Raw genomic sequence first — 23136 nt, 5'->3', positions numbered from 1 at the left:
CCCTGCCAGTGAAGGCGAGGGGCGCCGGGTGGGAACACCGACCGCTTGGGGGAAACCTCAGGCGGTCTTCTTTTCCTTCTCCATGACGATCTGCGGAGGCTCGTGCTTGGTGATCACCTGTTCGGTGATCTTGCACTCCTTGACGCCCTCGCGGAACGGCACGTCGTACATGATCTCCAGCATGGCGTCCTCCATGATGGCGCGCAGGCCGCGCGCTCCGGAGTGACGGCGCATCGCCTCGCGGGCGATGGCGCGCAGCGCTTCCTTGGTGAAGGTGAGCTTCACCTTCTCGATCTCGAACATCTTCTGGTACTGCTTCACCAGGGCGTTCTTCGGGATCGTGAGGATGGTGACGAGGTCATCCTCCTTCAGGTCGTTGAGCGTGGCGATCATCGGCAGACGGCCGATGAACTCCGGGATCATCCCGAACTTCATCAGGTCTTCCGGCTCCGTCATCGCCAGCAGCTCACCCACGCTGCGCTCTTCCTTGTGGGTGATCTTCGCGCCGAAGCCCAGGCCCTTCTCACCCACGCGGCGCTTGATCACGCCGTCGATGCCGTGGAAGGCGCCGCCGCAGATGAAGAGGATGTTGGTCGTGTCGACCTGGACGTACTCCTGCTGGTTGTACTTCTTGCCACCGCGCGGGGTGACGTTGGCGCGGGTGCCTTCGATGATCTTCAGGAGCGCCTGCTGCACGCCCTCGCCGCCCACGTCGCGGGTGGCGCTGGGCATGTCACCCTTGCGCGCGATCTTGTCGATCTCGTCGATGTAGACGATGCCGCGCGCCGCCTTCTCCACGTCGTAGTCGGCGTTGTGGAGCAGGTTCTGGATGATGTTCTCCACGTCCTCGCCCACGTAGCCGGCCTCGGTGAGGCTGGTGGCATCCGCGATGGTGAAGGGGACGTTGAGGAAGCGCGCCAGGGACTGGGCGAGCAGCGTCTTGCCGGAACCCGTGGGGCCGATGAGCAGGATGTTGCTCTTCTGCAGCTCCACTTCCTCGCCGGTGGGGCTCTTCACGCCAGGGCGTGGCCGCGCGGCGGGCTTCTTCTGGTAGATGCGCTTGTAGTGGTTGTAGACCGCGACCGAGAGGACCTTCTTCGCCTGGTCCTGACCGATGACGTAGTCGTCGAGGAACGCCTTGATCTCCAAGGGCGTGGGCAGGCTGACCTGGGGCTTGCCCTCCTCGCGTTCGTTCTCGTCCGCGATGATGTCGTTACACAGCTTGATGCACTCGTCGCAGATGTAGACCGTGGGTCCGGCGATGAGCTTCCGGACCTCACGCTGCGACTTGCCGCAGAACGAGCAGGACAGGTTGACGTGGTGCTCCTTCTTCACTGCCGCCTCCGAGTTCGCCAGGCCCCGGTGCACCCGGAGCCTTCTCCGCCGACCACCGCACTCCGCCACCCTCGAAACCGCCCACGTCTCAGACGGCTCCAGGCCCACCTGCTACAGGCCCTTGACCCACTATAGGGCCCTCCTCCCCAGGCAGGAAGCCCGGTGGCGGTGGCCCCTTCGCGGAGCGTTCAGCCCCGGTCAGGTCGGTGTTGGATAACAGCGACTCAGGCGTCCGTCACGCTCGACGCGAGCTCTTCGACATCGTCCGCCAGGGCGGCCGCCCGCTCGGCGACAGCGTTCGGGACCCGACGGCTTCCCGCCAGCTCGGAGGCGAGCTTCCGGGCCAGCTGCGCCAGCTTCCGCACCTGGAGGCTCTCCGGCGGCGGCTCCGGCGGCGGACGGGGGAAGCGCTCGGCGAACTCCTTCTTGAGTTCCGTGGGTGACTTCTCCGGGCTCCAGATGCTGTCGCGCAGGGACTTGTACTCGGTGGGCGACAGTTGCCCCCGCTCCTCGGCGTCGGCCAGGACTTCCACGACCTCGAAGGCCGGGGCCTTCTCCGGGAACTCCTGCTGCTGCAATTCCTCGGGGGCCTCGTGCTTGGCCAGGAAGCTGAACGAGCGCGTGAGCTTCAGCGCCGTCTGCTTCTTGATGTGCAGCTCCTTGAGGCAGTAGGCCTCGAAGGTGGCGTGGCCCCACTCCTCGTACTTGGCCTCGTCCCGGACCTGGACGAGCAGCTTGCCCAGCTCAGCCCAGGTGGACTTGAACCGCTTGGCGGCCAGGAGGACGGTGTGGCGGAACGTCCCCGGGGGGACGCTCAGGGCCTTCTTCGAGATCTCGACTTCGGCGACGGATGCGGCGGACATGCCCTTTCTATCGGGCACGTCCGGGGGGTGGGCAAGAAAGTCACCCTACCCGCGCTTGCCGATATTGAACGATAGCCCCACGGTCGCGCGCTCGCCGTCGTAGGACTTGAAGGGCCACTTCTTCAGCTCCGTGAAGAGGCAGTCGTAGAGGGGGCCCTGCTTGAACTGGGGGTTGTCCACCCACAGCTTCGCCACCCGCCCGTCGTTGCCGATGACGAACTCCATCGGAATCTTCGCGGCCAGGCCCGGCGTGCGCTCGGCCTCTTCCTTGAAGCAGCGGAAGAGCGTGTTGCGGTTGCCGGCCACCACGCGGTTGATGGCCCCCTGGTCGAACTGCTGGGCCATCTCCAGGCCGTCCGGGTCGGTGGACACGCTGCCCGTCCGGGGCGGACGGCTGGTGGCGCTGGCCACGGCGGTGCCTGCTGCGGTGCCCGCGGGCTTGGCGGCCGTCCCCGTCCCCGTCCCTGTCCCGGTGCTCGCGGGGCGGTCCGGGCGGCGCGGGTCGTTGGACGGGTAGGCGAACAGGTCCTCGTCCCCCGCGCGCGAGCGGGCCAGGCGGATGGTGGGCGGATCCATGGTGATGCCGTCGCCCTCCTCCCCTTCCCCGAACAGGCCGTGCACGGCCGCGTTGCGCGCCAGGTACCAGCCCGCGACGCCCAGCAGCAGCGCCACGCCCGCGGCGACCCCGCCCAGCACCTTCACCCGGCGCTGGTTCTTCGCCTGCTCGACGAGCATCGTCGCGGCGACGCGGCCCTGGGCCTCGAAGCGCGCGATGTGCACCTGGAAGGCGGCGGTGTCCCGCAACGTGCGGAAGTCCCGCTCGCCGGCGGGGGCCACCGGGCTGTCCGGGGTCAGCTCCCCCGTGTAGAGCTTTTCGACCACCTGGGACGCCGTGATGGGCCCCAGCACCAGGTCGCCCTGGCGGAAAAGCCACTGCACATCACTGTCCACCGCGAGTTCTTGTTGTCGGGCCAGCATTCGCGCGGGAGTATCGTGTGTCTCCCCGCGCCATCGCAACGCCGTGGCAAAGACTCCTCCCCGACGAATTCCCGCCGTACTGTGGACTTGGTACCGCGGTGGAAACTTCCGCGGCTTCCAGCGCCAGGTGGAGGGTCCGACCGTCCAGGATGCCCTGGAGGACGCGCTGCGGCAGGCCGGCTCGCCCGCGACGGTGATGCCGTCCGGCCGCACCGACCGGGGGGTCCATGCCCGGATGCAGGTCATCAGCCTGCGCCTGGATGAGGACGTGCCCCCGGCGGAGCTGCCCCGGCGGCTCTCCCCGTTCCTCTCCCCGGACGTGGGCCTGTGCGTCGCGAAGCGGCCGCCCGGGTCCTTCCATGCGCAGTGGAGCGCGAGCGGCAAGGAGTACCGCTACCGGCTGACGCTGGGCGCGCCTCCGGCGGAGGCGTGGCGGCCCTATGCGCTGGACGTGGCGACGGAGGGGGCACTCCAGGGCGGGCGCGCGGTGACGCCGGAGCGGCTGGAGGCGCTGCTGGCCCGCGCCGTGGGCACGCGGGACTTCACCGCGTTCCACGAGCGCTCCAGCCCCCAGAAGGCGCGCACGCTGGCGTCCGCCACCCTGCGCGAGCGGGGCGGTGGGCTGTACGAGGCGTGTCTGGAGGGTGATGGCTTCGCGCGCTACCAGGTGCGGTACCTGGTGGGCAGCGCGCTGAAGGTGGCCGCGGGGCTCCTGTCCGAGGAGCAGTGGCACGCGGCGTTGGATGCGGGCACGTCCCTGGCCGGCTTCAAGGCCCCGGCGCATGGGCTGGTGCTGTGGGAGGTCCGCTATCCTTCCGCGGTGGACCCCTTCGGGCCCGTCGAGCGCCTCCATCCGCCCGGGCTGCCCGACTCGCCTCCCTTCACGGAAGCGGCGCCGGGCTGACTCGCAGCGCTCTTTCAGTCCACGAAGCGCGCTTCGTACTTCGCCAGCAGGTCCGAGATGGCCTCCCGCAGGTACTCGCTCTGACGGATGCGCGTGGCGCGCGACAGCTCCTTCAGGGCATCCAGCTTCTCGCGGTTGAGACGAAACACGACCGAGGTGAGGCGGGGATTCATGTCCAAGTGCGCAACCTCCTACAGATGCGCACACCTTCTCACAGAGTCGGACATCCGCAAGAAAATCTCACGAAGCCGAGCCCACCGGGATGATCCACTGAAGCCCGGTGGAGACCTCGGTGTCCGCGCGCAGTCCGGAGCCGAACCCGAAGGTGAATCCGAGCCCGCCGTACAGCGCGAAATGATCCGAGAGGGTGTGTCTGGCGCCGAACCCTATGCGAGGCCCCAGCCACGGCCCAGAAATCGGACGCACGCTCGCGCCGACTTCGAAGAAGGTCTGCCAGGACTCGGATCCGAAGACGCTGCGGTAGCCGCCGATCAGCGCCAGCTCCTCGCCGGGGCCCCCGCCGCTGCTGCCCCGGGCCAGGAGGAACACCTCGTCCCGGTCGTAGCCGACGGTGAGGCCCACGCCGAGATCCAGCTGCGCGGCGAGGCCGGACGCCGTGGAGGCACCGCTGATCCGCTCCGTGTACGTGGCTCCCGGCCCCGCGCTGAGGATCAGCGAGCGACGGCGCGCATACGGGCCGTCGTCCACGTATTCGGCGGCGAGGGCGGGCGCGGCCCCGAGGATCAGGAAGGACGAAAGGCGCAGGCCCCTCACCCCACCACCGGGAGCGGGAAGCCCTCAGGCTTCCCCTGCCCGCCCGTGGCTGTCGTGGGGGTGATGCCGGCGGCCTCGTTGAGCCGGCCGGAGCGGAAGGGCTCCAGATCCAGCGCCACGAACTTGAAGCCCAGCGACTTGAAGGCGCCGTTGATCCGCTCGCGCACCGCGGCCTCGAAGAAGCGCGGGTACTCCACGGCGTCCAGTTCAATGCGCGCCACGTCCTGGTGGTAGCGCACGCGGAACTGCCGGAAGCCCAGGGTGCGCAGCTCCGACTCCGCGGCGGCGATCTGCAGCAGCCGGTCGCGCGTCACCGACGTGCCGTAGGGGATGCGCGACGCCAGGCACGCCATCTGCGGCTTGTCCCAGGTGGGCAGCCCCAGCGCGCGGCTCCAGGCGCGGATCTCATCCTTGGTGAGCCCGGCCTGGGCCAGGGGCGACACGACCTTGTGCTCCTTCGCCGCCTTGTGGCCCGGGCGGTGATCCTTGAAGTCGTCCGCGTTGAAGCCGTCCAGCACCACCGACAGATCCAACTCCGCGCGCTTCGCCTCGCAGAGGTCGTACAGCTCCGTCTTGCAGAAGTAGCAGCGGTTGGTGGGGTTGGCGGCGTAGCTGGGGTTCGCCAGCTCGTTGCTGGAGACGACGACGTGCCGGGCGCCCAGCCGCGCCGCCAGCTCGCGCGCCTCCTGCTCCTCTTCCGGGGCGACGGAGGCGGACAGGGCGGTGAGGGCCAGGGCGCGCTCGCCCAGCACCTCCACCGCGACCTTGAGGACGAAGGTGGAGTCCACGCCGCCGGAGAACGCCACCAGGGCGCTGCCGTGCGCGCGCAGGGACTCACGCATCGCCTCCAGCTTGGGGCGGGACGCGTCACACAGGGCCTGGATCTGCTCGGGGCTCAGCATGGGGCAACTCCTAAAACGGAAGGGCCCCGGATTGCACGCGCATCGCGCACGCACCCCGGAGCCCCTTCACGGAAGAACGACGGATTCGACGACTACTTCGCCTTGCGCTTGGCGGCCTTCTTCGCGGCCGGGGCCGGCTTGCCCACGCGGGCGGCGCGGGTGGCCGGACGCGCCTTGGCGCCCTTGGAGCCCTTGTCCGCCTTGGGGGCCGCCACCTTCGCCGTCTTGGCGCCCTTGGCACCCACCATGCGAACCGGAGGATCCTCTTCGTCCTCGTCGCGGCGGGCCTTCTTGGGCAGCGGGTTGGCCTTCATCTTCTTGCCGGTGATCGTCTTCAGCTCGTCCGTGGACATCAGGCCGAGGTCCAGGAGCGCCTGGAAGATCTTCGCCGCGCCTTCCTCCACCGACTCCGTGTCGGAGTAGATGGTGACCTCCGGCGAGTTGGGCGGCTCGTACGGCTCCGTGATGCCGATGAAGTTCGGGATCTCACCGTTGAGCGCCTTCTTGTAGCGGCCGGTGGTGTCCCGCTCGATGAGCTTCTCCGTGGGGCAGTCGACGTAGACCTCCACGTACTTGCCCACCATGCGGCGCACCTCCTCGCGGCTCGCCTTGTAGGGGCTCACGCAGGGAACCAGCGCCGCCACGCCATTGCGGCTCAGCAGGTTGGCCACGAAGCCCAGACGGCGGACCACCGTGTTGCGCTCATCCTTGGAATCGCCGATGCCAGCCCACAGGTCGTTCTGGAGATCGCCCTCGTCGAGGATCTCCACGTTGCGCCCGACCTGCCGGAGGCGGGCCGCGATGTAGGCAGCCGTGGTGCTCTTTCCGGTCCCGGACATGCCGGTCAGCCAGAGGGTAAAGCCAGTGTTGGGGGCCATAAGGGTTCAAACTCCCTGCGTCCGGAGCGCTTCTTGCACGCGGCGTGGGACGCGGCAGATCCAATAGACCGCTGCTTTATAGACGAAAACCCACTGACTTGACAATTCGGACCCACCTTTCCGCAGGTGGGGGTAACAACCGAACAAGTGCCTGCCCTTACAAGGGTTTTTCAAACCTGAAATCCGGCAGGCGGATCGGAACACCCCGAAAATCGCCGTCCCTCCAAACAAACCGGGCCGCGGAGGTCGCCCTTCCTCCATGAACGGCGATCACCTCATACGACACGCACGGCAAGAGTGGGATGCCAGCCGGAGCAGCCCTCCGGCGGTCCTCGGCGGAGAAGGTGGCGGCGGTGTCGACGTGTGAGTGGAAGACGCAGACCAGCGTCTCCCGCCGGGCGTCCGCCTCCAGGCAGACCTGGAGCCACGCGTCCGGGGCGAAGGCGTAGGCGACGCGCGGGGTGGGCGCGACGTTGGGCAGCGGCACGACGCGGAAGGCACCTTCCTCCCCTTCCCCGCCGGCCCCCTGGAGGATCACGCCGCAGCCCTCCTGGGGCCAGGCGGCCTCCAGGTGGTGGATCATCCGGGCGACGACCTCCGGCGGGTAGGCGGGGCCGCTCACGGAGGGCTCAGGGCTTCCCGGCAGCGCAGCGGGAGCACCGGCGGGGCTCCAGTTCCTCCACCGCGCCCGGCGCGCCCAGCCACCGGCCGCCCAGCGACGGGCCCATCCCCAGGCGCAGCCGCTGGAACACCAGCGCGCCCAAGGCCCCCAGCGCCACGCCCAGGGGGCCATCCGGCGGCGTCCCCAGGTGGCGCACCGTCTCACCGAAACACCAGACGCACCCGTCCGCGCCCCGGAACACCACCGCGCCCCGCAGGCCGTCACCGCCCAGCGCGACCCAGGGCGCCTCGCCACTCCACGCGGCGGGGAGCTCCGCGAGCAGGCCGCCGCCGGGCGTGCCCACCGCGTCCGGGTTCACCTCCGGCACCACCTGGGCCAGCACGTCCGCCACCGGCCGGCCCACGTCCCGCGCGGAGGCCAGGAAGCCCGGCGACCAGGGCCCCATCGTCAGTCCGCCCACGCCCGTCACCGGCGTTCCGCCCGCCGCCAGGTACGCCGTCGCGGTGAGGCCGGACGCGCCCAGCCCGTCCACGCGCGCGCCGCCCGACAGCAGGGCCTCCTGGCCGCGCCCTCCTACGTCGCGCAGGAGGATCTGCCGGGAGTAGCGGAGAACCTGCTCCTCGCGCAGCGCCATGCCGCGCTCAGCCTCCCGCCATGGCGGGGATGAGGGTGAGCCGGTCCGTGTCCTTCACGGGCGTCTCCAGCGACTGGAGCGCGCGCACGTCCTCCTCGTTGAGGAAGACGTTCACGTAGCGGCGCACCGCCCCGCGCTCGTCGAATACGCGAGCGCCCATGCCGGGGTAGCGCGCGTCCAGGTCGCGCAGCACCTCGCCCACGGTGCTGCCCGAGGCCTGCACCTCGGACTGGTTGCGCGTCAGGGTGCGCATGGGGGTGGGAATGCGAATCGTGGCCATGTTCACGTCCCGTGCTTTCGCACCAGCAACCGGTGGGTCCCATCGCCGCGCGGCTCCAGCGCCACCACCTCGTGGCCCTCGTCGCGCGCGCTCCGGGGTACGTTCTTCAGGGGCTCTTCGCCCTTGAGCAGCACCTCCAGCAACGTGCCGGGGGGCAGCGACTCCAGCTTCAACTTCGTGCGCACATAGGTCATCGGACACACCTCGCGGGTGATGTCCAACGTCGCCGTCACGTCGGGCATGCGGTGTCCTCCTGGGACGAGGGGAACGGGGGCAGCGACTGGATGCCGCACCCCGGGCAGTCCGGCGCGCGCGTCACCTTCACCGTGCGCCCCTCCAGCGTCGCGCCGTCGAGCACGTGCAGCGTCGCCTCGCCCCGCGTCCGGCCGGCCGCGCCCGCCAGCAGCTCCAGCGCGAGCAGCGCCTGCACCGCGCCGATGAGCCCCGCCATCGAGCCCAGTACGCCCGCCTGCGCGCAGGTGGGCACCGCGTCCGCCGCGGGCACGTCCTCATAGAGGCAGCGCAGGCACGGCCCGCCCGGGTCGATGCGCAGGGCCTGCCCCTGCATGCGCAGCACGCCGCCGTACACCAGGGGCACGCCGGTGAGCACCGCCGCGTCCGACAGGAAGAACTTGGTGGCCACCCCGTCCGTGGCGTCCACGACCAGGTCGTGCGCGCGGAAGAGCGCCTCCGCGTTGTCCGCGTCCAGCCGTTCCGGCAGGGCCTCCACGCTCAAGGCAGGGAAGGCGCGCAGCAGGCCGGCGGCGGCGGACTCGGCCTTGAAGCGGCCCACGTCCCCGGCGCGATGCCAGAGCTGGCGGTGCAGGTTCGTCACGTCCACCCGGTCCGGATCCACCAGGGTCAGGTGGCCCACGCCGCCCTGCGCCAACGCCAGCGACGCCGGACAGCCCAGGCCGCCCGCCCCCACCACCAGCACGCGGGAGCGCTCGATGCGGGTGGCGTGGGGGATGCGCGCGTGGTGGTCGGTATCGGCGTGGCCGTGCATGGGACTGGTGCTCCGCGAGGAGCGAACGAATATGGTGCCGCGACCCCGCGTCCTGTCTCCGGGACGTTCCCGAAGCCTTCACACCCGTTGTCGCCACCGCCGCCGTCGCAAGCGGCCCTCAACTGCCAGGACATATGAAAAACCTGACCGGCGCGCTCGTGTTTTCCACCCTCCTGTCCCTGGCTGTCGGCTGCCACAAGAACACCGGCGAGAGCCCGGACGCCGCCACCCAGACGGGCACCACCCGCGAGGAGCTCCAGGCCGCTCCCTCCCCGGCGACCGCCACCGCCGAGGCCGGGACGCCCGACTCCGGCGCCACCGCCGCCTCCAGCGTCGACTCGGGCGCCAGCGACCGGCTGGCCCTGGAGTCCTGCGTGGACGGCTGGCTCACGTCCCACCGGCTGGACCGCTACGGCAGCAAGGAGGGCACCATGTACGCGGGCGGCACGCCCCTGTTCGACGAGCGCACCGGCGAGTCCCGCGACCGGATGGAGTTCGTCTTCGCGAAGCACCCGGACGCGAAGAAGGCCTGCGTGAGCGGCGGCGCCAGCAAGTAGCGCCTGCCCACGTCCTCGCCCGGCAGGGAGCCGACCTATCGGCTCCGGGAATTCCGCTCCCTGGGGAACGTCCCGTAAGCTGCCGGGCGCATGGACAGCGAGCTGAGAGACGGCGAGCAGCACCCGGCCCACGACCTGCGGGCCCGCGTCCGCGCCGTCCTGGAGCGCCGCAACCTCACGGACAACGTGTCCGCGGAGCAGGCCGCGGCCTCCTGGGAGCAGGACCGCTTCGTCGCCCGGGCCCGCGCCCTGTTCTACGCGCGGATGATGTTCCTCACCCTGGGCCTGCTCATCCTCGCGGTGCCCGCGTGGAGCGGCTACTTCGGCTTCAGCGGCCCCATCTCCTTCGTGGGCTACTTCGCGATGCTGCTCTACAGCGTCGCGAACCTGCTCGTCATCGACCACCCGAAGGCGGGCCGGTGGGTGACGTACCTCACGCTCTGCTTCGATCTGCTCATCACCGTGGTGCTCATCGCCCGGCCCCAGGTGGGCGGCGGACTCCAGAGCCCGCTGCTGGCGACGCAGCTGTTGTTCACCACGCTGTTCGCCATCCTCTTCCCCAAGCCGCTGGCCATCCTGCCGCCGCTCCTGGCGCTGCCCGTCACCACGCGGTTGGATCTGCTGTTGGACCGGTCCGTGACGGCGGTGGAGCTGCTCACGCTGCTCTGGTACCTGGGCCTCAACTTCATCATCGTCTACGTGCTCGTGTACCTGAACGAGCGCGAGGCCACCGCGCACCGCGAGGTGGTCTCCCTGCAGGGGGACTTGAAGGAGCTGGCCGTGGTGGAGGAACGCAACCGGCTGGCGCGGGAGATCCACGACGGCCTGGGCGCGTCCCTGTCCTCCATGATCATCCAGGCGGAGTACATCCTGAACATGGCGATGGCGCGCGAGGACGACGGGCTGCGCTCGGAGATCCGCGAGATGAAGGCCACCGCGGAGGAGTCCATCGAGGAGCTGCGCCGCAACCTGCGGATGATGCGCGACGACTTCGAGCTGGCGCAGGGCCTGGAGGACTACGTCAAGACGTTCCGCGACCGCACCGGCCAGGAGATCCGCTTCGAGCGCACCGGGATCACTCGCAAGCTGCCCCCGGACGCGCAGCTGGCCCTCTTCCGCATCCTCCAGGAGTGCCTGTCCAACGCGGCGAAGCACGCCGAGGCCAAGGAGGTCCAGGTGCGCCTGGACTTCAGCGCCGAGGGCGTGCACCTGGTGGTGCGCGACAACGGCAAGGGCTTCGACCCGGGCCGCACGCCGCGCGGACACTACGGCCTGCTCAACATGCGTGAGCGGGCGATGAAGCTCGGTGGTTCCATCGTGGTGGACTCGGCGCCCGGCGCTGGCGCCCAGGTGGCCTTTTCCCTTCCCTGTCTCTCTGCCTGACGCACCCGGAGCCCCGCCCCGTGGACCCGACCCCCGCCGCCCCCCTGCCCATCCGCGTGTTCGTCGTGGAGGACCAGACCAAGATCCTGAAGAACCAGCTGCGCCTGTTCGAGGGCCACCCGGACATCGACATCGTGGGCACCGCCCTGTCCGGCGAGGCCGCCATGGAGGAGGTGGAGCGCGCGGCGCCGGACGTGCTGCTGTTGGATCTGGGCCTGCCGCGCATGAGCGGCATCGACGTCACGCGCGAGGTGAAGGCGCGCTTTCCGAAGATGGAGATCCTGATCTTCACCATCTTCGACGAGGAGGACAAGGTCCTGGAGGCCGTGAAGGCGGGCGCGTCCGGCTACCTGCTCAAGGGCGCGACGGTGGACAAGATCGTGGAGGCCATCAAGGAGGTCCGCGCTGGCGGCACCGTCATCCAGCCGAACCTCGCGCGGCGCCTGTTGCGTCACTTCCGCGTGGAGCCGGACTCCAACCCCGTGCCCACCGAACCGCTGGCCGTGGCCCCCTCCGCCGCGGAGCCCGCCCCGTCCCCGGCGTCCGCCCTCCAGGAGGCCCAGGAGCCGCTGCTCAAGCCCCTGTCGGATCGCGAGCGCGAAATCCTCCAGCTCATCGCCAAGGGCGTGTCCAACAGCGAGGCGGCCCGGCTGCTCACCCTGTCGAAGGCCACCATCCGCACGCACCTGGAGCACATCTACCGGAAGCTGGAGGTGACGAACCGCGTGGAGGCCGTCACCGAGGGCATCCGCAAGGGCCTCATCTCCGTGTAGCGGCGGACGCTCGATGCGTGGAGCCCCCACTTTTCACAGCCGGCTCCGCGCGTGGCTCCTACAGTGGGGGGACTCTTCGTTTCCAACCCCTGGAGCCCCACCATGGACGTCCGCGCCGCCGTCGCCTTCGAGGCCGGCAAGCCCCTGAGCATCGAAACCGTGCACCTGGAGGGCCCCAAGGCGGGCGAGGTGCTCATCGAGCTGAAGGCCACCGGCCTGTGCCACACGGACGAGTTCACCCGCTCCGGCGCGGACCCGGAGGGCCTGTTCCCCGCCATCTTCGGCCACGAGGGCGCGGGCATCGTGGTGGACGTGGGCGCGGGCGTGACGAGCGTGAAGAAGGGCGACCACGTCATCCCGCTCTACACGCCGGAGTGCCGCGGCTGTAAGTCGTGCCTGTCCCAGAAGACGAACCTGTGCACGGCCATCCGCGCCACGCAGGGCAAGGGCCTGATGCCGGACGGCACCAGCCGCTTCCGCCTGGGCAAGCAGGCCATCCACCACTACATGGGCTGCTCCACGTTCGCGAACTACACGGTGCTGCCGGAGATCGCCGTGGCGAAGATCCGCGAGGACGCCCCCTTCGACAAGGTCTGCTACATCGGCTGCGGCGTCACCACGGGCGTGGGCGCCGTCGTCTACACCGCGAAGGTGGAGGCGGGCGCGAAGGTCGTCGTCTTCGGCCTGGGCGGCATCGGCCTCAACGTCGTGCAGGCCGCGCGCATGGTGGGCGCCGACATGATCGTCGGCGTGGACCTGAACCCCGCGCGCAAGGACATCGCGGAGAAGTTCGGCATGACCCACTTCGTCAACCCGAAGGACGTGGAGGGCGACCTCGTCCCGTACCTGGTCAACCTCACCGGCGGCGGCGCGGACTACAGCTTCGAGTGCATCGGCAACGTGAAGACGATGCGTCAGGCGCTGGAGTGCTGCCACCGAGGCTGGGGCGAGAGCATCATCATCGGCGTGGCCGGCGCGGGGCAGGAGATCAGCACCCGGCCGTTCCAGCTCGTCACCGGGCGCGTGTGGAAGGGCAGCGCCTTCGGCGGCGCGCGCGGCCGCACCGACGTGCCGAAGATCGTGGACTGGTACATGGACGGGAAGATCCAGGTGGACCCGCTCATCACCCACACGCTCAAGCTGGAGGACATCAACCACGGCTTCGAGCTGATGCACAAAGGCGAGTCCATCCGCAGCGTGGTGAAGTACGCATGAGCGCGGCCCCCACGCTCGTCAGTGAGCACGCGTGCTTCGGGGGGACGCAGTCCTTCTGGAAGCACGCGTCCGAGGCCTGCGGCGGAGAGATGCGCTTCAGCGTCTACACCCCGCCCCAGGCGAAGCACGGCAAGGTGCCCGTCCTGTACTACCTGGCGGGCCTCACCTGCACCGAGGAGACCTTCCCCACCAAGGGCGGCGCGCAGCGCGTGGCGGCGGAGCTGGGCCTGATGCTCGTGGCGCCGGACACCAGCCCGCGCGGCGCGGGCATCCCGGGCGAGGACACCGACTGGGACTTCGGCACCGGGGCGGGCTTCTACCTGGACGCCACCCAGGCGCCGTGGAGCGCGCGCTACCGCATGGGCACGTACGTCACGAAGGAGCTGCCCGGCATCATCGGCGCGCACTTCCCCGCGCGCATGGACCGCGAGGGCATCTTCGGCCACTCCATGGGAGGACACGGCGCGCTCGTCACGGCGCTGCGCGATCCCGGCCGCTACCGCTCCGTGTCCGCGTTCGCCCCCATTGGCGCCCCCATCCGCAGCCCCTGGGGCAAGAAGGCCTTCGGCGGCTACCTGGGCCCGGATGAGCAGACCTGGCGCGAGTACGACGCCACCGAGCTGCTCCGCTCCGGCAAGCGCGTGCCGGCGCTGCTCGTGGACCAGGGGACGAAGGACAAGTTCCTGCCGGATCAGCTCCACCCGTCCTTCCTCAAGGACGCGTGCGACGCGGCGGGCCAGCCCCTCACGCTGCGCATGCAGGACGGCTACGACCACGGCTACTACTTCGTCGCCACGTTCATGGAAGACCACCTGCGCCACCACGGCGCGGCCCTGAACGCGGGCTGAAAAGGCGTCCCAGGGGCTGCCGGGTCCGCCCCGGAACCCCCGGGGCGCGCCTGCCTGGATGTCAATCCCCTTCCCTCCCCGCCCCGGACGTGGGAGGCGTGGGGGCATGAGTGCAACCTTCAAGTCCCTGGGCCTGTCCCCCGAAACGCTGGGTGCGGTGAAGCGCGCCCGCTTCGGTACCCCCACGCCCATCCAGGCGCAGGCCATCCCGCCCGCGCTGTCCGGCCGTGACGTCATCGGCTGCGCGGCCACCGGTACCGGCAAGACCGCCGCCTACCTGCTCCCCATGATTGAACGCTTCGCGGGGGAGCGCGGCACGCTGGGCCTCATCCTGGCCCCCACGCGGGAGCTGGTGCAGCAGGTGGCCGAACAGGCCCGCTTCTTCGGCGAGCCCCGGCGCGTGCTGCCCATCACCATCATCGGCGGCGAGGACATGAACGCCCAGGTGGCGGAGCTGAAGGAGCGCCCCACCCTCATCGTGGCGACGCCGGGCCGGCTGGTGGACCTGCTGGGCATCAAGGCCGTGAACCTGTCGCACATCCGCACGCTGGTGCTGGATGAGGCGGACCGGATGCTGGACATGGGCTTCCTGCCGCAGATCAACCAGATCCTCCAGGCGCTGCCGCGCAAGCACCAGACGCTGCTGTTCTCCGCGACGCTGGGCGCGGACGTGGCCCGCTTCGGCCAGCGCGCGCTCAACAAGCCCGTGCGCGTGGAGGTGACGCCCAGCGGGACGCCCGCGGCGCGCGCGGAGCAGCACCTGTACATGGTGAAGCCCGAGGAGAAGTGGCCGCTGCTGCTCACGCTGCTCGCGGAGGATCAGGCCAGCGCGCTCGTGTTCGTGCGCACCCAGGCCCGCGCGGACAAGATGAAGGAGCTGCTGGCGGCCGCGGGCCACAAGTCCGCCGCGCTGCACGCGGGCCGCACGCAGGCCCAGCGCAAGCAGGCGCTGGAGGGCTTCCGCCGGGGCCAGTACCGCTGCCTCGTGGCCACCGACCTCGCCGCGCGCGGCCTGGACGTGGACGACATCGGCCACGTCATCAGCCTGGACATCCCGCATGGGCCGGAGGACTACGTGCACCGCATCGGTCGCACCGCTCGCGCGGAGGCCAGCGGGCGGGCGTCACTGTTCGCGCTGGACGTGGAGCGCCGCACGCTGCGCGACATCGAAAGCATCATCCGCCAGGAGCTGCCGCTCGCGGACGTGCCCCGCAAGAACCCCATCTTCCGCAAGGAGATGGAGGCGTTCCTCGCGAAGCAGCGCGACCCGGGGCCGCCCCAGGCGGGCCATGGCCGCTCCACCCGGGCACCTGATGCGACGCCCGGGCGCCATGCCCGCTCCCACGGCAAGGCCCGACCGAAGGGCCCCGACCGTCAGTGATCGTGGTCGTCGCCGGGGCCGTGCGCGTGGCCGTGCTCGAGCTCCTCGGGCGTCGCCGCGCGCACTTCCTTGATGGTGACCTCGAAGTGCAGCTCCTTGCCGGCGAAGGGGTGATTGAAGTCCACCAGCACGGTGTCCTTCTTCACTTCCTTCACCAGGAAGTCGACCTCGTCCCCGTCCGGATCCGTGGCGCTCAGGATGCCGCCGGCCTTGATCTCCAGGTCCTCGGGGAACTCGGTGCGCGGGACCTCCTCCACGCCTTCCGGATCGTAGTCCCCGTAGCCGTCCGCCGCGGAGACGGTCGCCTTCAGCGACTCACCGGCGGTCTTGCCCTCCAGGGCCTTCTCCAGGCCGGGGACGATCTCCTCGTAGCCGTGCAGGTAGACGAGCGGATCTCCCGCCTCGCTCTCGTCCACCACGACCCCGTCACCGAGGTGCAGTTTGTAATCAATGGCGACAACGCTGTCCTTGCCGATTTTCATGGGGCCCTCATAGCGCATTCAGCCATGCCTCGGTGGAAGGATGATGACCACCGTTGCCGCGTGCACACCGACGTCCTACCAACGGATGCGCAGTTCGAAGCGGCCCGTGCCGGTGTCACTTTCCAGCGCCACCGTGGGCATCGCGGCCCCGGACTGACGCAGGGCCTCTTCACAGCAGCCCGCCGCCGCTTCCGCCGGGAAGGGGTAGCCCTGGAACGTCACCCGCCAGTCCTTGGGCGCCAGCTCCACGGACTGGATCTCCACCGGCTCCATCACCGAGCGGAAGCTCAGCGCCACCCGCTTCATCGCGCGCTCCGGGCCGGCCACCCGCAGGGCCATGTTCACCACCTTGCCCACGAGCGTCTCGAAGTAGCCCCGCACCAGGTCGCGCCCCATCTGCCGCAGGGCCTCCTGGGGGGAGCGGCCCCCGTAGGCATACGCGAGCACCAGGTTCTGGCACCGCAGGAACACCGACGCCGGATAGGAGGCGCGAGGCTTGTCCGCGTCGTACCCGGCCGCGGCCAGGCGCTCCCGCAGCGACGCGTCCATCCGGACGCAGCGCAGGAGCGACTCGAACAACGTGTTCTGGATGACGACCTCGGCCGGGGACATGTGCGCTCGGAGTGGGAAAACGCGAGGGAACCGGAAAGGCGCGCGACACTAGCCGGTCGCATCGGGGAAAGGATCCCCCTGTCGCGGGCTTCCTGCGGGCCAGTGGTTTCAAGCCCTTGGAACGCCCAGAACATCAACCGTCCGCATCCGGAAACGAATTCCGAGGAGGGCCGTCCGTGAGCCAGACGATGGGGAGCGTCACGGACGAAGCACTCATGGACCTGTTCTGTCAGGGAGACCACTCGGCTTTCGAGGCGCTCTTCGGCCGACACGCCGGACGTGTGCACGGGTTCCTGGCGCGCATGGTGAGGGATGGACCGTTGGCGGAGGACCTCATGCAGACGACATTCCTGTCGGTCATCCGCGCTCGGGGTCGCTACGAGCCGGGCACGCGCTTCACCCCCTGGCTGCTCACCATCGCGGCGAACGCGGCCCGCGATGCCCTGCGGCACCAGCAACACGTGGATGCCCATGCGCACGCGCCGCCCGAAGGCCTGACGTCGGTGCCCGCGCCCGAAGGCGACCCGGTGCTGCGCCGGCGCATCGAGGACGCGCTCCAGCAGCTGCCCCTGGAGCAGCGCGAGGCGGTGGTGCTGAGCAAGCTGGAGGGTTGGTCCTTCGAGGAGATCGCGGAGCTGCGCGGCATCCGCGCGGGCGCGGCGCGGCTGCGGGCGCACCGGGGCTACGAGAGGCTGCGCGAGCTGCTCGGCGGGCTGGAGGAGGTCTGATGCCCGCCCCTTCCGATCCCCTGTCTTCGCCTCCGCCCCGGTTGGATCCCCGGGCGCTGGAGCGCGCGCTCGCGGCGTCGCGCGCGGAGCTGTCCCTGGGACAGCCGGTGCGGCGCTGGCGTTCGCAGGCGGTGCGGTTGTTCGCCGCGTCCGCGGGCATGGCGCTCTTGATGACGGGGGTGCTCCTGGCGCTGGGGCAGGCCTCGGGTCCAGCGCTGCTGGGCCGCGCCCCCATGCTGGCGCTGCTGCTGTCCACGAGCGCGGTGTGTTCCTGGGGCGCGATTGCGCCACGTCGGCGTGCGCTGCGGTGGGTGGGCGTGGGGATGGCGGCGGTGAGCGCGGCGCTGCTGGTGCTCACCCGGGCGACGCCCCTGGGCCCGTCCAACCTGCCCCCCTGGGTCTGCACCGCGGGCCACGTGGGGATGGCGCTGGTGCCGCTGGTCGTGGGGTTGGTGGTGCTGCGCCAGGCGGCCTTTGATCCGCTGCGCGCGGTGGTGGCGGGACTGGCGGCGGGCACGGTGGGCGCGTTCGTGGGCGAGCTGGCCTGCGAACAGGGCGCCGGACACGTGGCCGCATATCACCTGGGCGCCTGGGCGCTCCTGGCCCTGACGACCTGGGCCGTGTCGAAACGACTCAAACCCCGGACCTACGCTCCATGAAGCAAGACCCTTCGCTCATTCTGACGGAAGACGTGGACGGCGCGCCGGTGCGCATTGGCGCGGCGGTGATGATCGTCCGCACCGCGCCGGACGATCCCATCACGGAGCGGTTCCTGGACCGCGTGGGCGTCGTCGTGGCGCTGGTGTTCGACGATCCCCCCCGGCAGTACCCGGCGGATCCGCTCATCCAGGTGCGCGTGCACGGCGTGGGCGAGGACCTGTTCTTCGCCCGTGAGGTCGCCGCCGTGCCCCAGGGTCACTTCATCGCGTTCGGGTCGTCCAGCTCCGCGTAGTGGCGGAAGATGCCCTGCTCGTTGAAGGGCTGGGCGCGCTTGGAGGCCTTGTAGGCGGCGATGCGGGGGCGCTCCGCGATGCGCTGGCGCAGGGCCATCACCCCAGGCACCCGCGGGGCAACGTTCCGCATCGCGTTCGGGAACGCGTAGAGCAGGCCCTCCACCAGTTGGAACAGCGCCAGCTCCGGGTAGCTGAAGTCCCCGCCGAGCAGATACCTGCCACCGCCCCGCGTGTTCGCCTCCAGCACGCGTTCGAAATAGCCCAGGTACTTCGGGATGCGCTCGGTGCGGAAGACCTCGGCGCGGGCCTTCGCGGGCTCCTTCTGCTCTTCGTAGGTCTTCATCACCGCGATGGGGTGGTGCGTGTCATGCGCCTCCAGCACCACGTCCGCGACGGTGAGCTGGAGCTGGCGCGCATGCAGCCGGGCGGCTTCGTCGGGGGGCACCAGGCCGAAGCGCTCGCCCAGGTAGGAGCAGATGTTGGGCGCCTGGGCGATGACGAGCCCGCCCACCTTGAGCACCGGCGGCGCGTACGCGGGCACGGGCCCCTTGCCCAGCAGGTCCATGACGGCCTTGGCCCCGCCACCCTGTGACTCCGGCAGCAGGCCCACGTCCACCCAGTCCGCGCCCGCCTCCTCCAACACCAGTCGCACGAACTCGCCCCGGCCCGGGAGGCCCGGCCAATAGAACAGCTGGAACTTCGCGTCGCTCATCGCCGTGTCCTCGCGTGGGAAACAGACGCGCATCCTCCGCCCGCGAAGGGCTGGTCACGGAAGGGCTGTGAGGAGGGAGGATTCACTCCCCCACAGTCCGGCGGGGCATTGCCGGCCCGTCAGGAGGAGGTCTTTTCAGTTTCATATTCCGTCAGGCGGCCCCCTGGCCTCTCCACGCATGCCCGCGACCCTTCAGGTCGGGAGCAGATCATGCCCCGGTGCGGGAGAGTGAACCCGCACCGGAGTTTTTCAGCAGCCTGCTAGGGCGTGCTCAACACGGCGACGTCGCAGACGGAGAGCTCGCGGCTGTAGGTCCGGACATCGTCGAACGAAGCCGGAATGCTGAAGAATCCGCCCAGGCAGGTCGGCAACCTGCGGCCGATGCGGAACGAATTGGCGCCCGTAAGGTTCGTCGGCGCAGCGCTGGTCGCGGAGCCGACCAGCACACCGTCAATGTACACTTTGAGCGAGGTCCCGCCGCGGGTGTAGACGACGTTGTGCCAGTTGCCATTGTTGAGCGGCGATGGAGAGACGTTGACGCCTGCACCGTTGGCGCCTCCAGCGTTCTCATACATCTCGAGCGACGCTACCGAGGTGCTGCCGTTGAGCCTTGCCGAGAGGTAGTTGCCTGCGCTCCCAAGCACCCGGTTCCCGATGAGATCGCCGCTGCCGGAGCTGTTGAACGTCGTCTTCAGCCAATAGCTCACGGAGAAGTCGCCCGTCCCGAATTGCCCGGGCGCGGCGCCGAAGTCGACGTGGGCGTTGAGGTCGCACTGCTGAGTGGGCGTGAGGGTGACTGCGCCGGAGCCGTCGAAGCTGACCGTCCGCGACGCCGAACCGCCCAGCGTTCCGTTGGACGTGCCCGCCGAGTCCAGGGCGGTGTTGCCGCTGTCTTCGTCGAAGGTCCACTGGTGGGCCAGGTTGCTGATCGTGTCGCCGACGGTCGGGCCTCCGGTGCAGACCCCTTCCTGACAGGAGTCCGGCTGGGTGCAGGCGTTGCCGTCGCTGCACGCCGTTCCATTGGGGGCCGCCGGATTGGAGCACTGCCCGGTCGCCGGATTACAGGTGCCTGCGACATGGCACGCGTCGAGAGGCGCGCAGACCACCCCCGCGCAGAGGTCGGGCTCGCAGGTGTAGCTCCCGGGTGTGTTGACGCAGATTTCACCCGGCTGGCAGTTCGCCGTCCCGCAAGCGCACTCGTCAATGTCGGTGCAGACGCTCGGCTGTCCCGTGCAGGTGTAGCCCGGCTCCATTTCGCAGACGCTGTTGCAGCCGTCTCCAGAGAGCTGGTTGCCGTCGTCACAGGCTTCGGGTCCGCCCAGCACCCCATCACCACAGAAGACCCGCAGCGACGTCTCCACCGCGTCCACCAGGTAGAGCGCGAGCACCGCGCCCCTCAGGCGCACGTAGCGATAGGGCACGTTCCCCGGGTACGTCGCCACCGCCACGTGCGTCCCCAGGCCCAGCTCCACCAGGTGCAACGGGCTGGAGCCAATGAACGTCCCGTCCGCCTTCAGGAAGTCCACCTGGGCCACCAGCGCCAATGACAGACCCTTGTAGTAGACGCGCAGGTCGCCGGTGCCTTCCTCGCCCTGGCCCAGGTCCAGCACCAGCGCCGAGTTGAGCAAGCCCAGCAGTGTCGCGGCCTGCCCGTCCGGAGCGCCCAGCGCCGCGCTCGCGTTGAGCACCGTCGCCGTGGTGCCCGACGCCACCGCGTCCGCATACGGGTCCCACGTCAACAAGGCTTCCGGACGTTCACGCGTCAGCGCCCCGTCATCCTCTTGCGACGGCACCCCCTCCTCCGGGGACTCCACACCGCACGCCCCCAGCGACAAGGCCAGCATTACACCCAGCCCCCACGACCACAGCACACCAGGACGACTTTGCATTGGATGTCCCCCACCGAGGAGCAGGATGGAGTCCAGGATGGACCATCCCCCCAGGGAATGAACGACGCCTCTCCTCGCACCCGACAGCTCGGCGCGCAACACATGGATGGCCAACGTCCTCAGGCCACCAGCCGACAAGCACTTGAGGACCATGGATACAGAGTCCATGACAGGCATTTGCCCATCTTGGCGAAGCGACGGGGCCGTGTTGCGCAGGCGGCGCAATGCGCCGCGCCCATGAAGCAGCGACGGAACTTGGGATAGTGGTGGGTCCAAGCAGTTTCACCACTCCGCACCGCTGCTCTGCTCTCGGTGCCGGCCCTTGGACTCAGGGATCACACTTCGTCACAAGTGGGATGTCGAAAACCGCTAGCATGACGCCGCGTCCGGAGCGGTCCGGAGCATCCACCACCGGGAGCAGTCACCTGTGAGCATCAGTCCGTCCATGCGTTGGGTTGGCGTCGGCCTCCTGGGGGCCTTCGCCGTGGGCCTGTTCATCGCGTCCTTCGTGCTCACCCGGAACGCCTCCGACTTCCAGGCCCATGCCGTGAGCGTGTCGGGCGTCATCAGCGGCCACGAAGAGGACCGGTGCAGCGGCAAGGACCGCAACAAGCGGCGCTACCAGTACACCTGCTTCAAGTACCGCGTGCGCTACGAGACGGAGGGCGGCTCGCGGGAGTCCGTGGTCGACCAGACGCGCTCGGACCGGCCGGACCGGCTGGGTGAGCAGGTGGAGCTGCGCCTGGATCCGCGCACGCAGACGGTGTTCTTCGCCGGAGCGGGCCCCTGGACGGGCCCCATCGTCACGGCGCTGTTCGGCCTGCTCTGCCTGGGCGGCGCCTTCCTGTTCTTCAAGCTCACCGACCCCGAGCGCCGCTGACGCCTACCCGGGCATCCGGGCCGAAGCGCAGAAGATCATCTCGCCGATGTACGTGGCATCCGCCTTCGTGCGCTCCTCGATGAGGCGCGCATCGAGCGTGTCGATGCCCAGCTCCTCCTCCGTGGCCACGCCCCGCTCCAGGATGCGGGGGAGCATCGCGCGCGCGATGGGGCCCACGCAGTGGTGCATCTCCGGGGTCTGCACGATGGCCTCGGCCCGCAGGTGCTCCACCGTGAGGCCCGCCCGCGTGAGCGCGGAGGCGAGCCCGAAGCCCATGTGCACGTTCCCGCCCTCGCGCTCGACGGTGCGCCACATCCACTCCCGCACCTGGGCGTGGAGCGGGAGGGGCGTGAGGCTCGTCGGCGCAACCGTCGAGTCGTGCTCCTGGAAGACCATCAAGCCCCCGGGACGCAGCACGCGGGCAAGCCCGCGCAAGGCCTCGGCGGCATCCGGCTGATACATCAGCACCCGTCTTCCGACCGCGGCGTCGAACAAACCGTGCTCGGACGAGAGCGTGCGGAAGTCACCCTCCACGAAGGTGATGCGAGGGTCATGGACCGTCTCCCGCGCCATCGCGAGCGCCCGTGAATCGATGTCCACGCCCACCACCTGCCCGCGCTCGCCCACGAGGCGCGCGATGAGCTGGGAGACCAGGCCCCTCCCGCAGCCGACATCGAGCACACGCATCCCTTCGCGAATGCCCGCGTCGACCAACATCCGCTCCGTCACCGCTGTCACCGTTGCCGCCAGATCCACCATCGTTCCGCTCCTTGCCGTCCCCCTTCTGTAGGAGGGCGACGGCAGGATGCGAAGGGCGGCGATTGGGAAGGCATCGGCCGATCTTTCGATTCGGCCTGCCGCCGCGTCAGTGCCCGCCGCTGGTGACCTTCAGACCCACGATGGCCACCAGCAGCAACCCCAGGAAGAACAGGCGGGGCGCGGTGGCCGGCTCGTTGAAGAGCACCATGCCCATGACGGCCGCGCCGAACGCGCCAATGCCTACCCAGACCGCGTAGGCCGTGCCGATGGGCAGGCTCTTCGCCGCATAGGACAGCAGACCCATGCTGGCGATGATGCCCGCCACGGTGAGGATGCTGGGGATCGGGCGGGTGAAGCCCTGCGTGTACTTCAGGCCAATGGCCCAGCCCACTTCCAGCAGCCCGGCGACGATGAGGAGGATCCACGACGACATGACGCACCACTCCCGTGAGAGCGTCGTCTTGTCGTGACCGGGTACGGCGCACCTCGTCCGGGCTCCGAGCCCCCACCCTGGGGACTCGCACGCATCGCCCACCTTAACCCCGGGAAGTCCCCTCCGCTACCGGTTCTCGGGGGGCGCTGTCACGCCTTCGACGTGCGTCTTGCCGTCCTTGTCCACCGTCACGCGCACGCGCGGCTTCTCCTCCGCGTCACTGACCACGACCTTGGCGACGTCCTGATCCACGCTCAGGGAGATGCGGTCCTTGCCCTTCACCATCAGGTAGAGGGAGGGCTGCTCGTTGAAGACCCCCAGGCACAGCGACTCGTAGCCCGCCTTCGTGTCGAAG

The 23136-nt window shown here is 69.7% G+C and carries 29 protein-coding genes, 1 pseudogene and 1 riboswitch; of the genes and pseudogenes, 11 read left to right on the top strand and 19 right to left on the bottom strand.

The genetic code is table 11. The annotated features are described in order from the left end of the window. Positions 1 to 57 precede the first annotated feature (57 nt). From clpX to OV207_RS25855, 3 genes are all read right to left on the bottom strand, one after another. Positions 58 to 1335, bottom strand: a complete 1278-nt coding sequence (gene clpX, locus OV207_RS25865; protein WP_193348984.1) for an ATP-dependent Clp protease ATP-binding subunit ClpX — start codon at positions 1333 to 1335, stop codon at positions 58 to 60. 224 nt (positions 1336 to 1559) lie between these two features. Beyond that, entirely contained in the window at positions 1560 to 2198 is a 639-nt protein-coding gene (locus OV207_RS25860) for a hypothetical protein (protein ID WP_227027181.1), read from the bottom strand. Between the two features lie 45 nt (positions 2199 to 2243). Beyond that, positions 2244 to 3176, bottom strand: coding sequence for an AgmX/PglI C-terminal domain-containing protein (locus OV207_RS25855; RefSeq protein WP_267557771.1), 933 nt, complete (start codon positions 3174 to 3176; stop codon positions 2244 to 2246). A 127-nt stretch (positions 3177 to 3303) separates the two neighbouring features. On the opposite strand from OV207_RS25855, the gene OV207_RS25850 reads away from it, so the two are divergent. Next, positions 3304 to 4080 (top strand): tRNA pseudouridine synthase A, encoded by a 777-nt coding sequence (locus OV207_RS25850; RefSeq protein WP_415835278.1) that lies wholly within the window; start codon positions 3304 to 3306, stop codon positions 4078 to 4080. A gap of 14 nt (positions 4081 to 4094) precedes the next feature. Here the strand turns inward: OV207_RS25850 and OV207_RS25845 are convergent, their stop codons facing one another. The 9 genes from OV207_RS25845 to OV207_RS25805 form a co-directional block, all read right to left on the bottom strand. Beyond that, the gene (locus OV207_RS25845; RefSeq protein WP_120533031.1) at positions 4095 to 4259 is read right to left on the bottom strand and encodes a ribbon-helix-helix domain-containing protein; all 165 of its coding nucleotides are present in this window, start codon (positions 4257 to 4259) and stop codon (positions 4095 to 4097) included. 61 nt (positions 4260 to 4320) lie between these two features. Beyond that, entirely contained in the window at positions 4321 to 4854 is a 534-nt protein-coding gene (locus OV207_RS25840) for a hypothetical protein (RefSeq protein ID WP_267557769.1), read from the bottom strand. Next, positions 4851 to 5756, bottom strand: a complete 906-nt coding sequence (gene larE / locus OV207_RS25835; RefSeq protein ID WP_267557768.1) for an ATP-dependent sacrificial sulfur transferase LarE — start codon at positions 5754 to 5756, stop codon at positions 4851 to 4853. Before larE ends, OV207_RS25840 begins: the two co-directional genes overlap by 4 nt. Positions 5757 to 5848: 92 nt before the next feature. After that, positions 5849 to 6634: an adenylyl-sulfate kinase gene (gene cysC / locus OV207_RS25830; RefSeq protein ID WP_193348670.1), complete on the bottom strand. Its 786-nt coding sequence runs from the start codon at positions 6632 to 6634 to the stop codon at positions 5849 to 5851. Between the two features lie 157 nt (positions 6635 to 6791). Further along, positions 6792 to 7256 carry a M67 family metallopeptidase gene (locus OV207_RS25825; protein WP_267557767.1) on the bottom strand — a complete coding sequence of 155 codons (465 nt, stop codon included), beginning with the start codon at positions 7254 to 7256 and terminating at the stop codon, positions 6792 to 6794. Between the two features lie 7 nt (positions 7257 to 7263). Continuing rightward, positions 7264 to 7890: a HesA/MoeB/ThiF family protein gene (locus tag OV207_RS25820; protein ID WP_267557766.1), complete on the bottom strand. Its 627-nt coding sequence runs from the start codon at positions 7888 to 7890 to the stop codon at positions 7264 to 7266. A 7-nt stretch (positions 7891 to 7897) separates the two neighbouring features. Next, a complete protein-coding gene (locus OV207_RS25815; RefSeq protein ID WP_267557765.1) occupies positions 7898 to 8170 on the bottom strand; it encodes a ubiquitin-like small modifier protein 1 in 273 nt (90 codons plus the stop codon). 2 nt (positions 8171 to 8172) lie between these two features. Further along, positions 8173 to 8412, bottom strand: coding sequence for a sulfurtransferase TusA family protein (locus tag OV207_RS25810; RefSeq protein ID WP_193348667.1), 240 nt, complete (start codon positions 8410 to 8412; stop codon positions 8173 to 8175). Next, positions 8400 to 9176 carry a HesA/MoeB/ThiF family protein gene (locus OV207_RS25805; protein WP_267557764.1) on the bottom strand — a complete coding sequence of 259 codons (777 nt, stop codon included), beginning with the start codon at positions 9174 to 9176 and terminating at the stop codon, positions 8400 to 8402. The genes OV207_RS25810 and OV207_RS25805 overlap by 13 nt, the downstream gene beginning before the upstream one ends. 134 nt (positions 9177 to 9310) lie before the next feature. On the opposite strand from OV207_RS25805, the gene OV207_RS25800 reads away from it, so the two are divergent. From OV207_RS25800 to OV207_RS25775, 6 genes are all read left to right on the top strand, one after another. Then, the gene (locus OV207_RS25800; protein ID WP_267557763.1) at positions 9311 to 9733 is read left to right on the top strand and encodes a hypothetical protein; all 423 of its coding nucleotides are present in this window, start codon (positions 9311 to 9313) and stop codon (positions 9731 to 9733) included. 90 nt (positions 9734 to 9823) lie between these two features. Then, on the top strand, positions 9824 to 11116 hold the full coding sequence (locus tag OV207_RS25795; protein WP_193348664.1) for a sensor histidine kinase: 1293 nt from the start codon (positions 9824 to 9826) through the stop codon (positions 11114 to 11116). A 20-nt stretch (positions 11117 to 11136) separates the two neighbouring features. Next, on the top strand, positions 11137 to 11889 hold the full coding sequence (locus tag OV207_RS25790) for a response regulator (protein WP_267557762.1): 753 nt from the start codon (positions 11137 to 11139) through the stop codon (positions 11887 to 11889). Between the two features lie 102 nt (positions 11890 to 11991). Then, the gene (locus OV207_RS25785) at positions 11992 to 13104 is read left to right on the top strand and encodes an S-(hydroxymethyl)glutathione dehydrogenase/class III alcohol dehydrogenase (protein WP_267557761.1); all 1113 of its coding nucleotides are present in this window, start codon (positions 11992 to 11994) and stop codon (positions 13102 to 13104) included. Next, the gene (gene fghA / locus OV207_RS25780) at positions 13101 to 13952 is read left to right on the top strand and encodes an S-formylglutathione hydrolase (RefSeq protein ID WP_267557760.1); all 852 of its coding nucleotides are present in this window, start codon (positions 13101 to 13103) and stop codon (positions 13950 to 13952) included. Before OV207_RS25785 ends, fghA begins: the two co-directional genes overlap by 4 nt. A gap of 106 nt (positions 13953 to 14058) precedes the next feature. Continuing rightward, entirely contained in the window at positions 14059 to 15333 is a 1275-nt protein-coding gene (locus OV207_RS25775) for a DEAD/DEAH box helicase (protein WP_193348660.1), read from the top strand. Here OV207_RS25775 and OV207_RS25770 read toward each other — a convergent pair. Then, a complete protein-coding gene (locus tag OV207_RS25770; RefSeq protein ID WP_267557759.1) occupies positions 15327 to 15815 on the bottom strand; it encodes an FKBP-type peptidyl-prolyl cis-trans isomerase in 489 nt (162 codons plus the stop codon). The genes OV207_RS25775 and OV207_RS25770 overlap by 7 nt on opposite strands. 75 nt (positions 15816 to 15890) lie before the next feature. After that, on the bottom strand, positions 15891 to 16427 hold the full coding sequence (locus OV207_RS25765; protein WP_193348658.1) for a DUF2378 family protein: 537 nt from the start codon (positions 16425 to 16427) through the stop codon (positions 15891 to 15893). A gap of 188 nt (positions 16428 to 16615) precedes the next feature. On the opposite strand from OV207_RS25765, the gene OV207_RS25760 reads away from it, so the two are divergent. Genes OV207_RS25760 through OV207_RS25750 form a run of 3 tightly spaced genes read left to right on the top strand, consistent with a single transcriptional unit; the run spans position 16616 to position 18107 of the window. Next, entirely contained in the window at positions 16616 to 17155 is a 540-nt protein-coding gene (locus OV207_RS25760; protein WP_267557800.1) for an RNA polymerase sigma factor, read from the top strand. Then, positions 17155 to 17814 (top strand): DUF1109 domain-containing protein, encoded by a 660-nt coding sequence (locus OV207_RS25755; protein ID WP_267557758.1) that lies wholly within the window; start codon positions 17155 to 17157, stop codon positions 17812 to 17814. The genes OV207_RS25760 and OV207_RS25755 overlap by 1 nt, the downstream gene beginning before the upstream one ends. Then, complete coding sequence (locus tag OV207_RS25750; RefSeq protein ID WP_193348656.1) at positions 17811 to 18107, top strand: Carotenogenesis protein CarS; 297 nt, start codon at positions 17811 to 17813, stop codon at positions 18105 to 18107. Before OV207_RS25755 ends, OV207_RS25750 begins: the two co-directional genes overlap by 4 nt. Here OV207_RS25750 and OV207_RS25745 read toward each other — a convergent pair. Together OV207_RS25745 and OV207_RS25740 are read right to left on the bottom strand one after the other, a co-directional pair. Then, positions 18071 to 18820 carry a glutathione S-transferase family protein gene (locus OV207_RS25745; RefSeq protein WP_267557757.1) on the bottom strand — a complete coding sequence of 250 codons (750 nt, stop codon included), beginning with the start codon at positions 18818 to 18820 and terminating at the stop codon, positions 18071 to 18073. The two genes, OV207_RS25750 and OV207_RS25745, sit on opposite strands and share 37 nt — an antisense overlap. A 260-nt stretch (positions 18821 to 19080) precedes the next feature. Further along, positions 19081 to 20664, bottom strand: a complete 1584-nt coding sequence (locus tag OV207_RS25740) for a LamG-like jellyroll fold domain-containing protein (protein ID WP_420715262.1) — start codon at positions 20662 to 20664, stop codon at positions 19081 to 19083. 490 nt (positions 20665 to 21154) lie between these two features. Here OV207_RS25740 and OV207_RS25735 point away from each other — a divergent pair, with 490 nt between their 5' ends. Beyond that, positions 21155 to 21589, top strand: coding sequence for a DUF3592 domain-containing protein (locus OV207_RS25735; RefSeq protein ID WP_193348654.1), 435 nt, complete (start codon positions 21155 to 21157; stop codon positions 21587 to 21589). Positions 21590 to 21592: 3 nt separating this feature from the next. On the opposite strand, the gene OV207_RS25730 is transcribed toward OV207_RS25735, so the two are convergent. The 3 genes and pseudogenes from OV207_RS25730 to OV207_RS25720 all read right to left on the bottom strand — a co-directional run. Beyond that, positions 21593 to 22348 carry a class I SAM-dependent methyltransferase gene (locus tag OV207_RS25730; RefSeq protein ID WP_267557756.1) on the bottom strand — a complete coding sequence of 252 codons (756 nt, stop codon included), beginning with the start codon at positions 22346 to 22348 and terminating at the stop codon, positions 21593 to 21595. 106 nt (positions 22349 to 22454) lie between these two features. Further along, positions 22455 to 22781, bottom strand: a complete 327-nt coding sequence (gene sugE, locus OV207_RS25725; protein WP_267557755.1) for a quaternary ammonium compound efflux SMR transporter SugE — start codon at positions 22779 to 22781, stop codon at positions 22455 to 22457. Between the two features lie 17 nt (positions 22782 to 22798). Continuing rightward, positions 22799 to 22870, bottom strand: a riboswitch (guanidine-III (ykkC-III) riboswitch). Positions 22871 to 22907: 37 nt separating this feature from the next. Further along, positions 22908 to 23136: pseudogene (locus tag OV207_RS25720) on the bottom strand (hypothetical protein); the annotation flags it as partial.

Origin of the sequence: Corallococcus sp. BB11-1 (genome assembly GCF_026626625.1) — a bacterium.
GTDB lineage: Bacteria > Myxococcota > Myxococcia > Myxococcales > Myxococcaceae > Corallococcus > Corallococcus soli.
The sequence above is the reverse complement of the archived record's forward strand: the minus strand, read 5'-3'. Positions and strand labels throughout refer to the sequence as shown.

What these genes read in the sequence shown, in the direction of transcription:
- OV207_RS25820 (WP_267557766.1), bottom strand. Translation starts at nt 7,890, where the DNA reads ATGGCGCTGCGCGAGGAGCAGGTTCTCCGCTACTCCCGGCAGATCCTC.
- OV207_RS25785 (WP_267557761.1), top strand. Translation starts at nt 11,992, where the DNA reads ATGGACGTCCGCGCCGCCGTCGCCTTCGAGGCCGGCAAGCCCCTGAGC.
- OV207_RS25760 (WP_267557800.1), top strand. Translation starts at nt 16,616, where the DNA reads ATGGGGAGCGTCACGGACGAAGCACTCATGGACCTGTTCTGTCAGGGA.
- sugE (WP_267557755.1), bottom strand. Translation starts at nt 22,781, where the DNA reads ATGTCGTCGTGGATCCTCCTCATCGTCGCCGGGCTGCTGGAAGTGGGC.
- OV207_RS25740 (WP_420715262.1), bottom strand. Translation starts at nt 20,664, where the DNA reads ATGCTGGCCTTGTCGCTGGGGGCGTGCGGTGTGGAGTCCCCGGAGGAG.
- OV207_RS25735 (WP_193348654.1), top strand. Translation starts at nt 21,155, where the DNA reads ATGCGTTGGGTTGGCGTCGGCCTCCTGGGGGCCTTCGCCGTGGGCCTG.
- OV207_RS25805 (WP_267557764.1), bottom strand. Translation starts at nt 9,176, where the DNA reads ATGCACGGCCACGCCGATACCGACCACCACGCGCGCATCCCCCACGCC.
- OV207_RS25755 (WP_267557758.1), top strand. Translation starts at nt 17,155, where the DNA reads ATGCCCGCCCCTTCCGATCCCCTGTCTTCGCCTCCGCCCCGGTTGGAT.
- OV207_RS25810 (WP_193348667.1), bottom strand. Translation starts at nt 8,412, where the DNA reads ATGCCCGACGTGACGGCGACGTTGGACATCACCCGCGAGGTGTGTCCG.
- OV207_RS25750 (WP_193348656.1), top strand. Translation starts at nt 17,811, where the DNA reads ATGAAGCAAGACCCTTCGCTCATTCTGACGGAAGACGTGGACGGCGCG.
- OV207_RS25860 (WP_227027181.1), bottom strand. Translation starts at nt 2,198, where the DNA reads ATGTCCGCCGCATCCGTCGCCGAAGTCGAGATCTCGAAGAAGGCCCTG.
- OV207_RS25795 (WP_193348664.1), top strand. Translation starts at nt 9,824, where the DNA reads ATGGACAGCGAGCTGAGAGACGGCGAGCAGCACCCGGCCCACGACCTG.
- OV207_RS25855 (WP_267557771.1), bottom strand. Translation starts at nt 3,176, where the DNA reads ATGCTGGCCCGACAACAAGAACTCGCGGTGGACAGTGATGTGCAGTGG.
- OV207_RS25730 (WP_267557756.1), bottom strand. Translation starts at nt 22,348, where the DNA reads ATGGTGGATCTGGCGGCAACGGTGACAGCGGTGACGGAGCGGATGTTG.
- OV207_RS25765 (WP_193348658.1), bottom strand. Translation starts at nt 16,427, where the DNA reads ATGTCCCCGGCCGAGGTCGTCATCCAGAACACGTTGTTCGAGTCGCTC.
- OV207_RS25745 (WP_267557757.1), bottom strand. Translation starts at nt 18,820, where the DNA reads ATGAGCGACGCGAAGTTCCAGCTGTTCTATTGGCCGGGCCTCCCGGGC.
- fghA (WP_267557760.1), top strand. Translation starts at nt 13,101, where the DNA reads ATGAGCGCGGCCCCCACGCTCGTCAGTGAGCACGCGTGCTTCGGGGGG.
- cysC (WP_193348670.1), bottom strand. Translation starts at nt 6,634, where the DNA reads ATGGCCCCCAACACTGGCTTTACCCTCTGGCTGACCGGCATGTCCGGG.
- OV207_RS25815 (WP_267557765.1), bottom strand. Translation starts at nt 8,170, where the DNA reads ATGGCCACGATTCGCATTCCCACCCCCATGCGCACCCTGACGCGCAAC.
- OV207_RS25775 (WP_193348660.1), top strand. Translation starts at nt 14,059, where the DNA reads ATGAGTGCAACCTTCAAGTCCCTGGGCCTGTCCCCCGAAACGCTGGGT.
- OV207_RS25800 (WP_267557763.1), top strand. Translation starts at nt 9,311, where the DNA reads ATGAAAAACCTGACCGGCGCGCTCGTGTTTTCCACCCTCCTGTCCCTG.
- larE (WP_267557768.1), bottom strand. Translation starts at nt 5,756, where the DNA reads ATGCTGAGCCCCGAGCAGATCCAGGCCCTGTGTGACGCGTCCCGCCCC.
- OV207_RS25770 (WP_267557759.1), bottom strand. Translation starts at nt 15,815, where the DNA reads ATGAAAATCGGCAAGGACAGCGTTGTCGCCATTGATTACAAACTGCAC.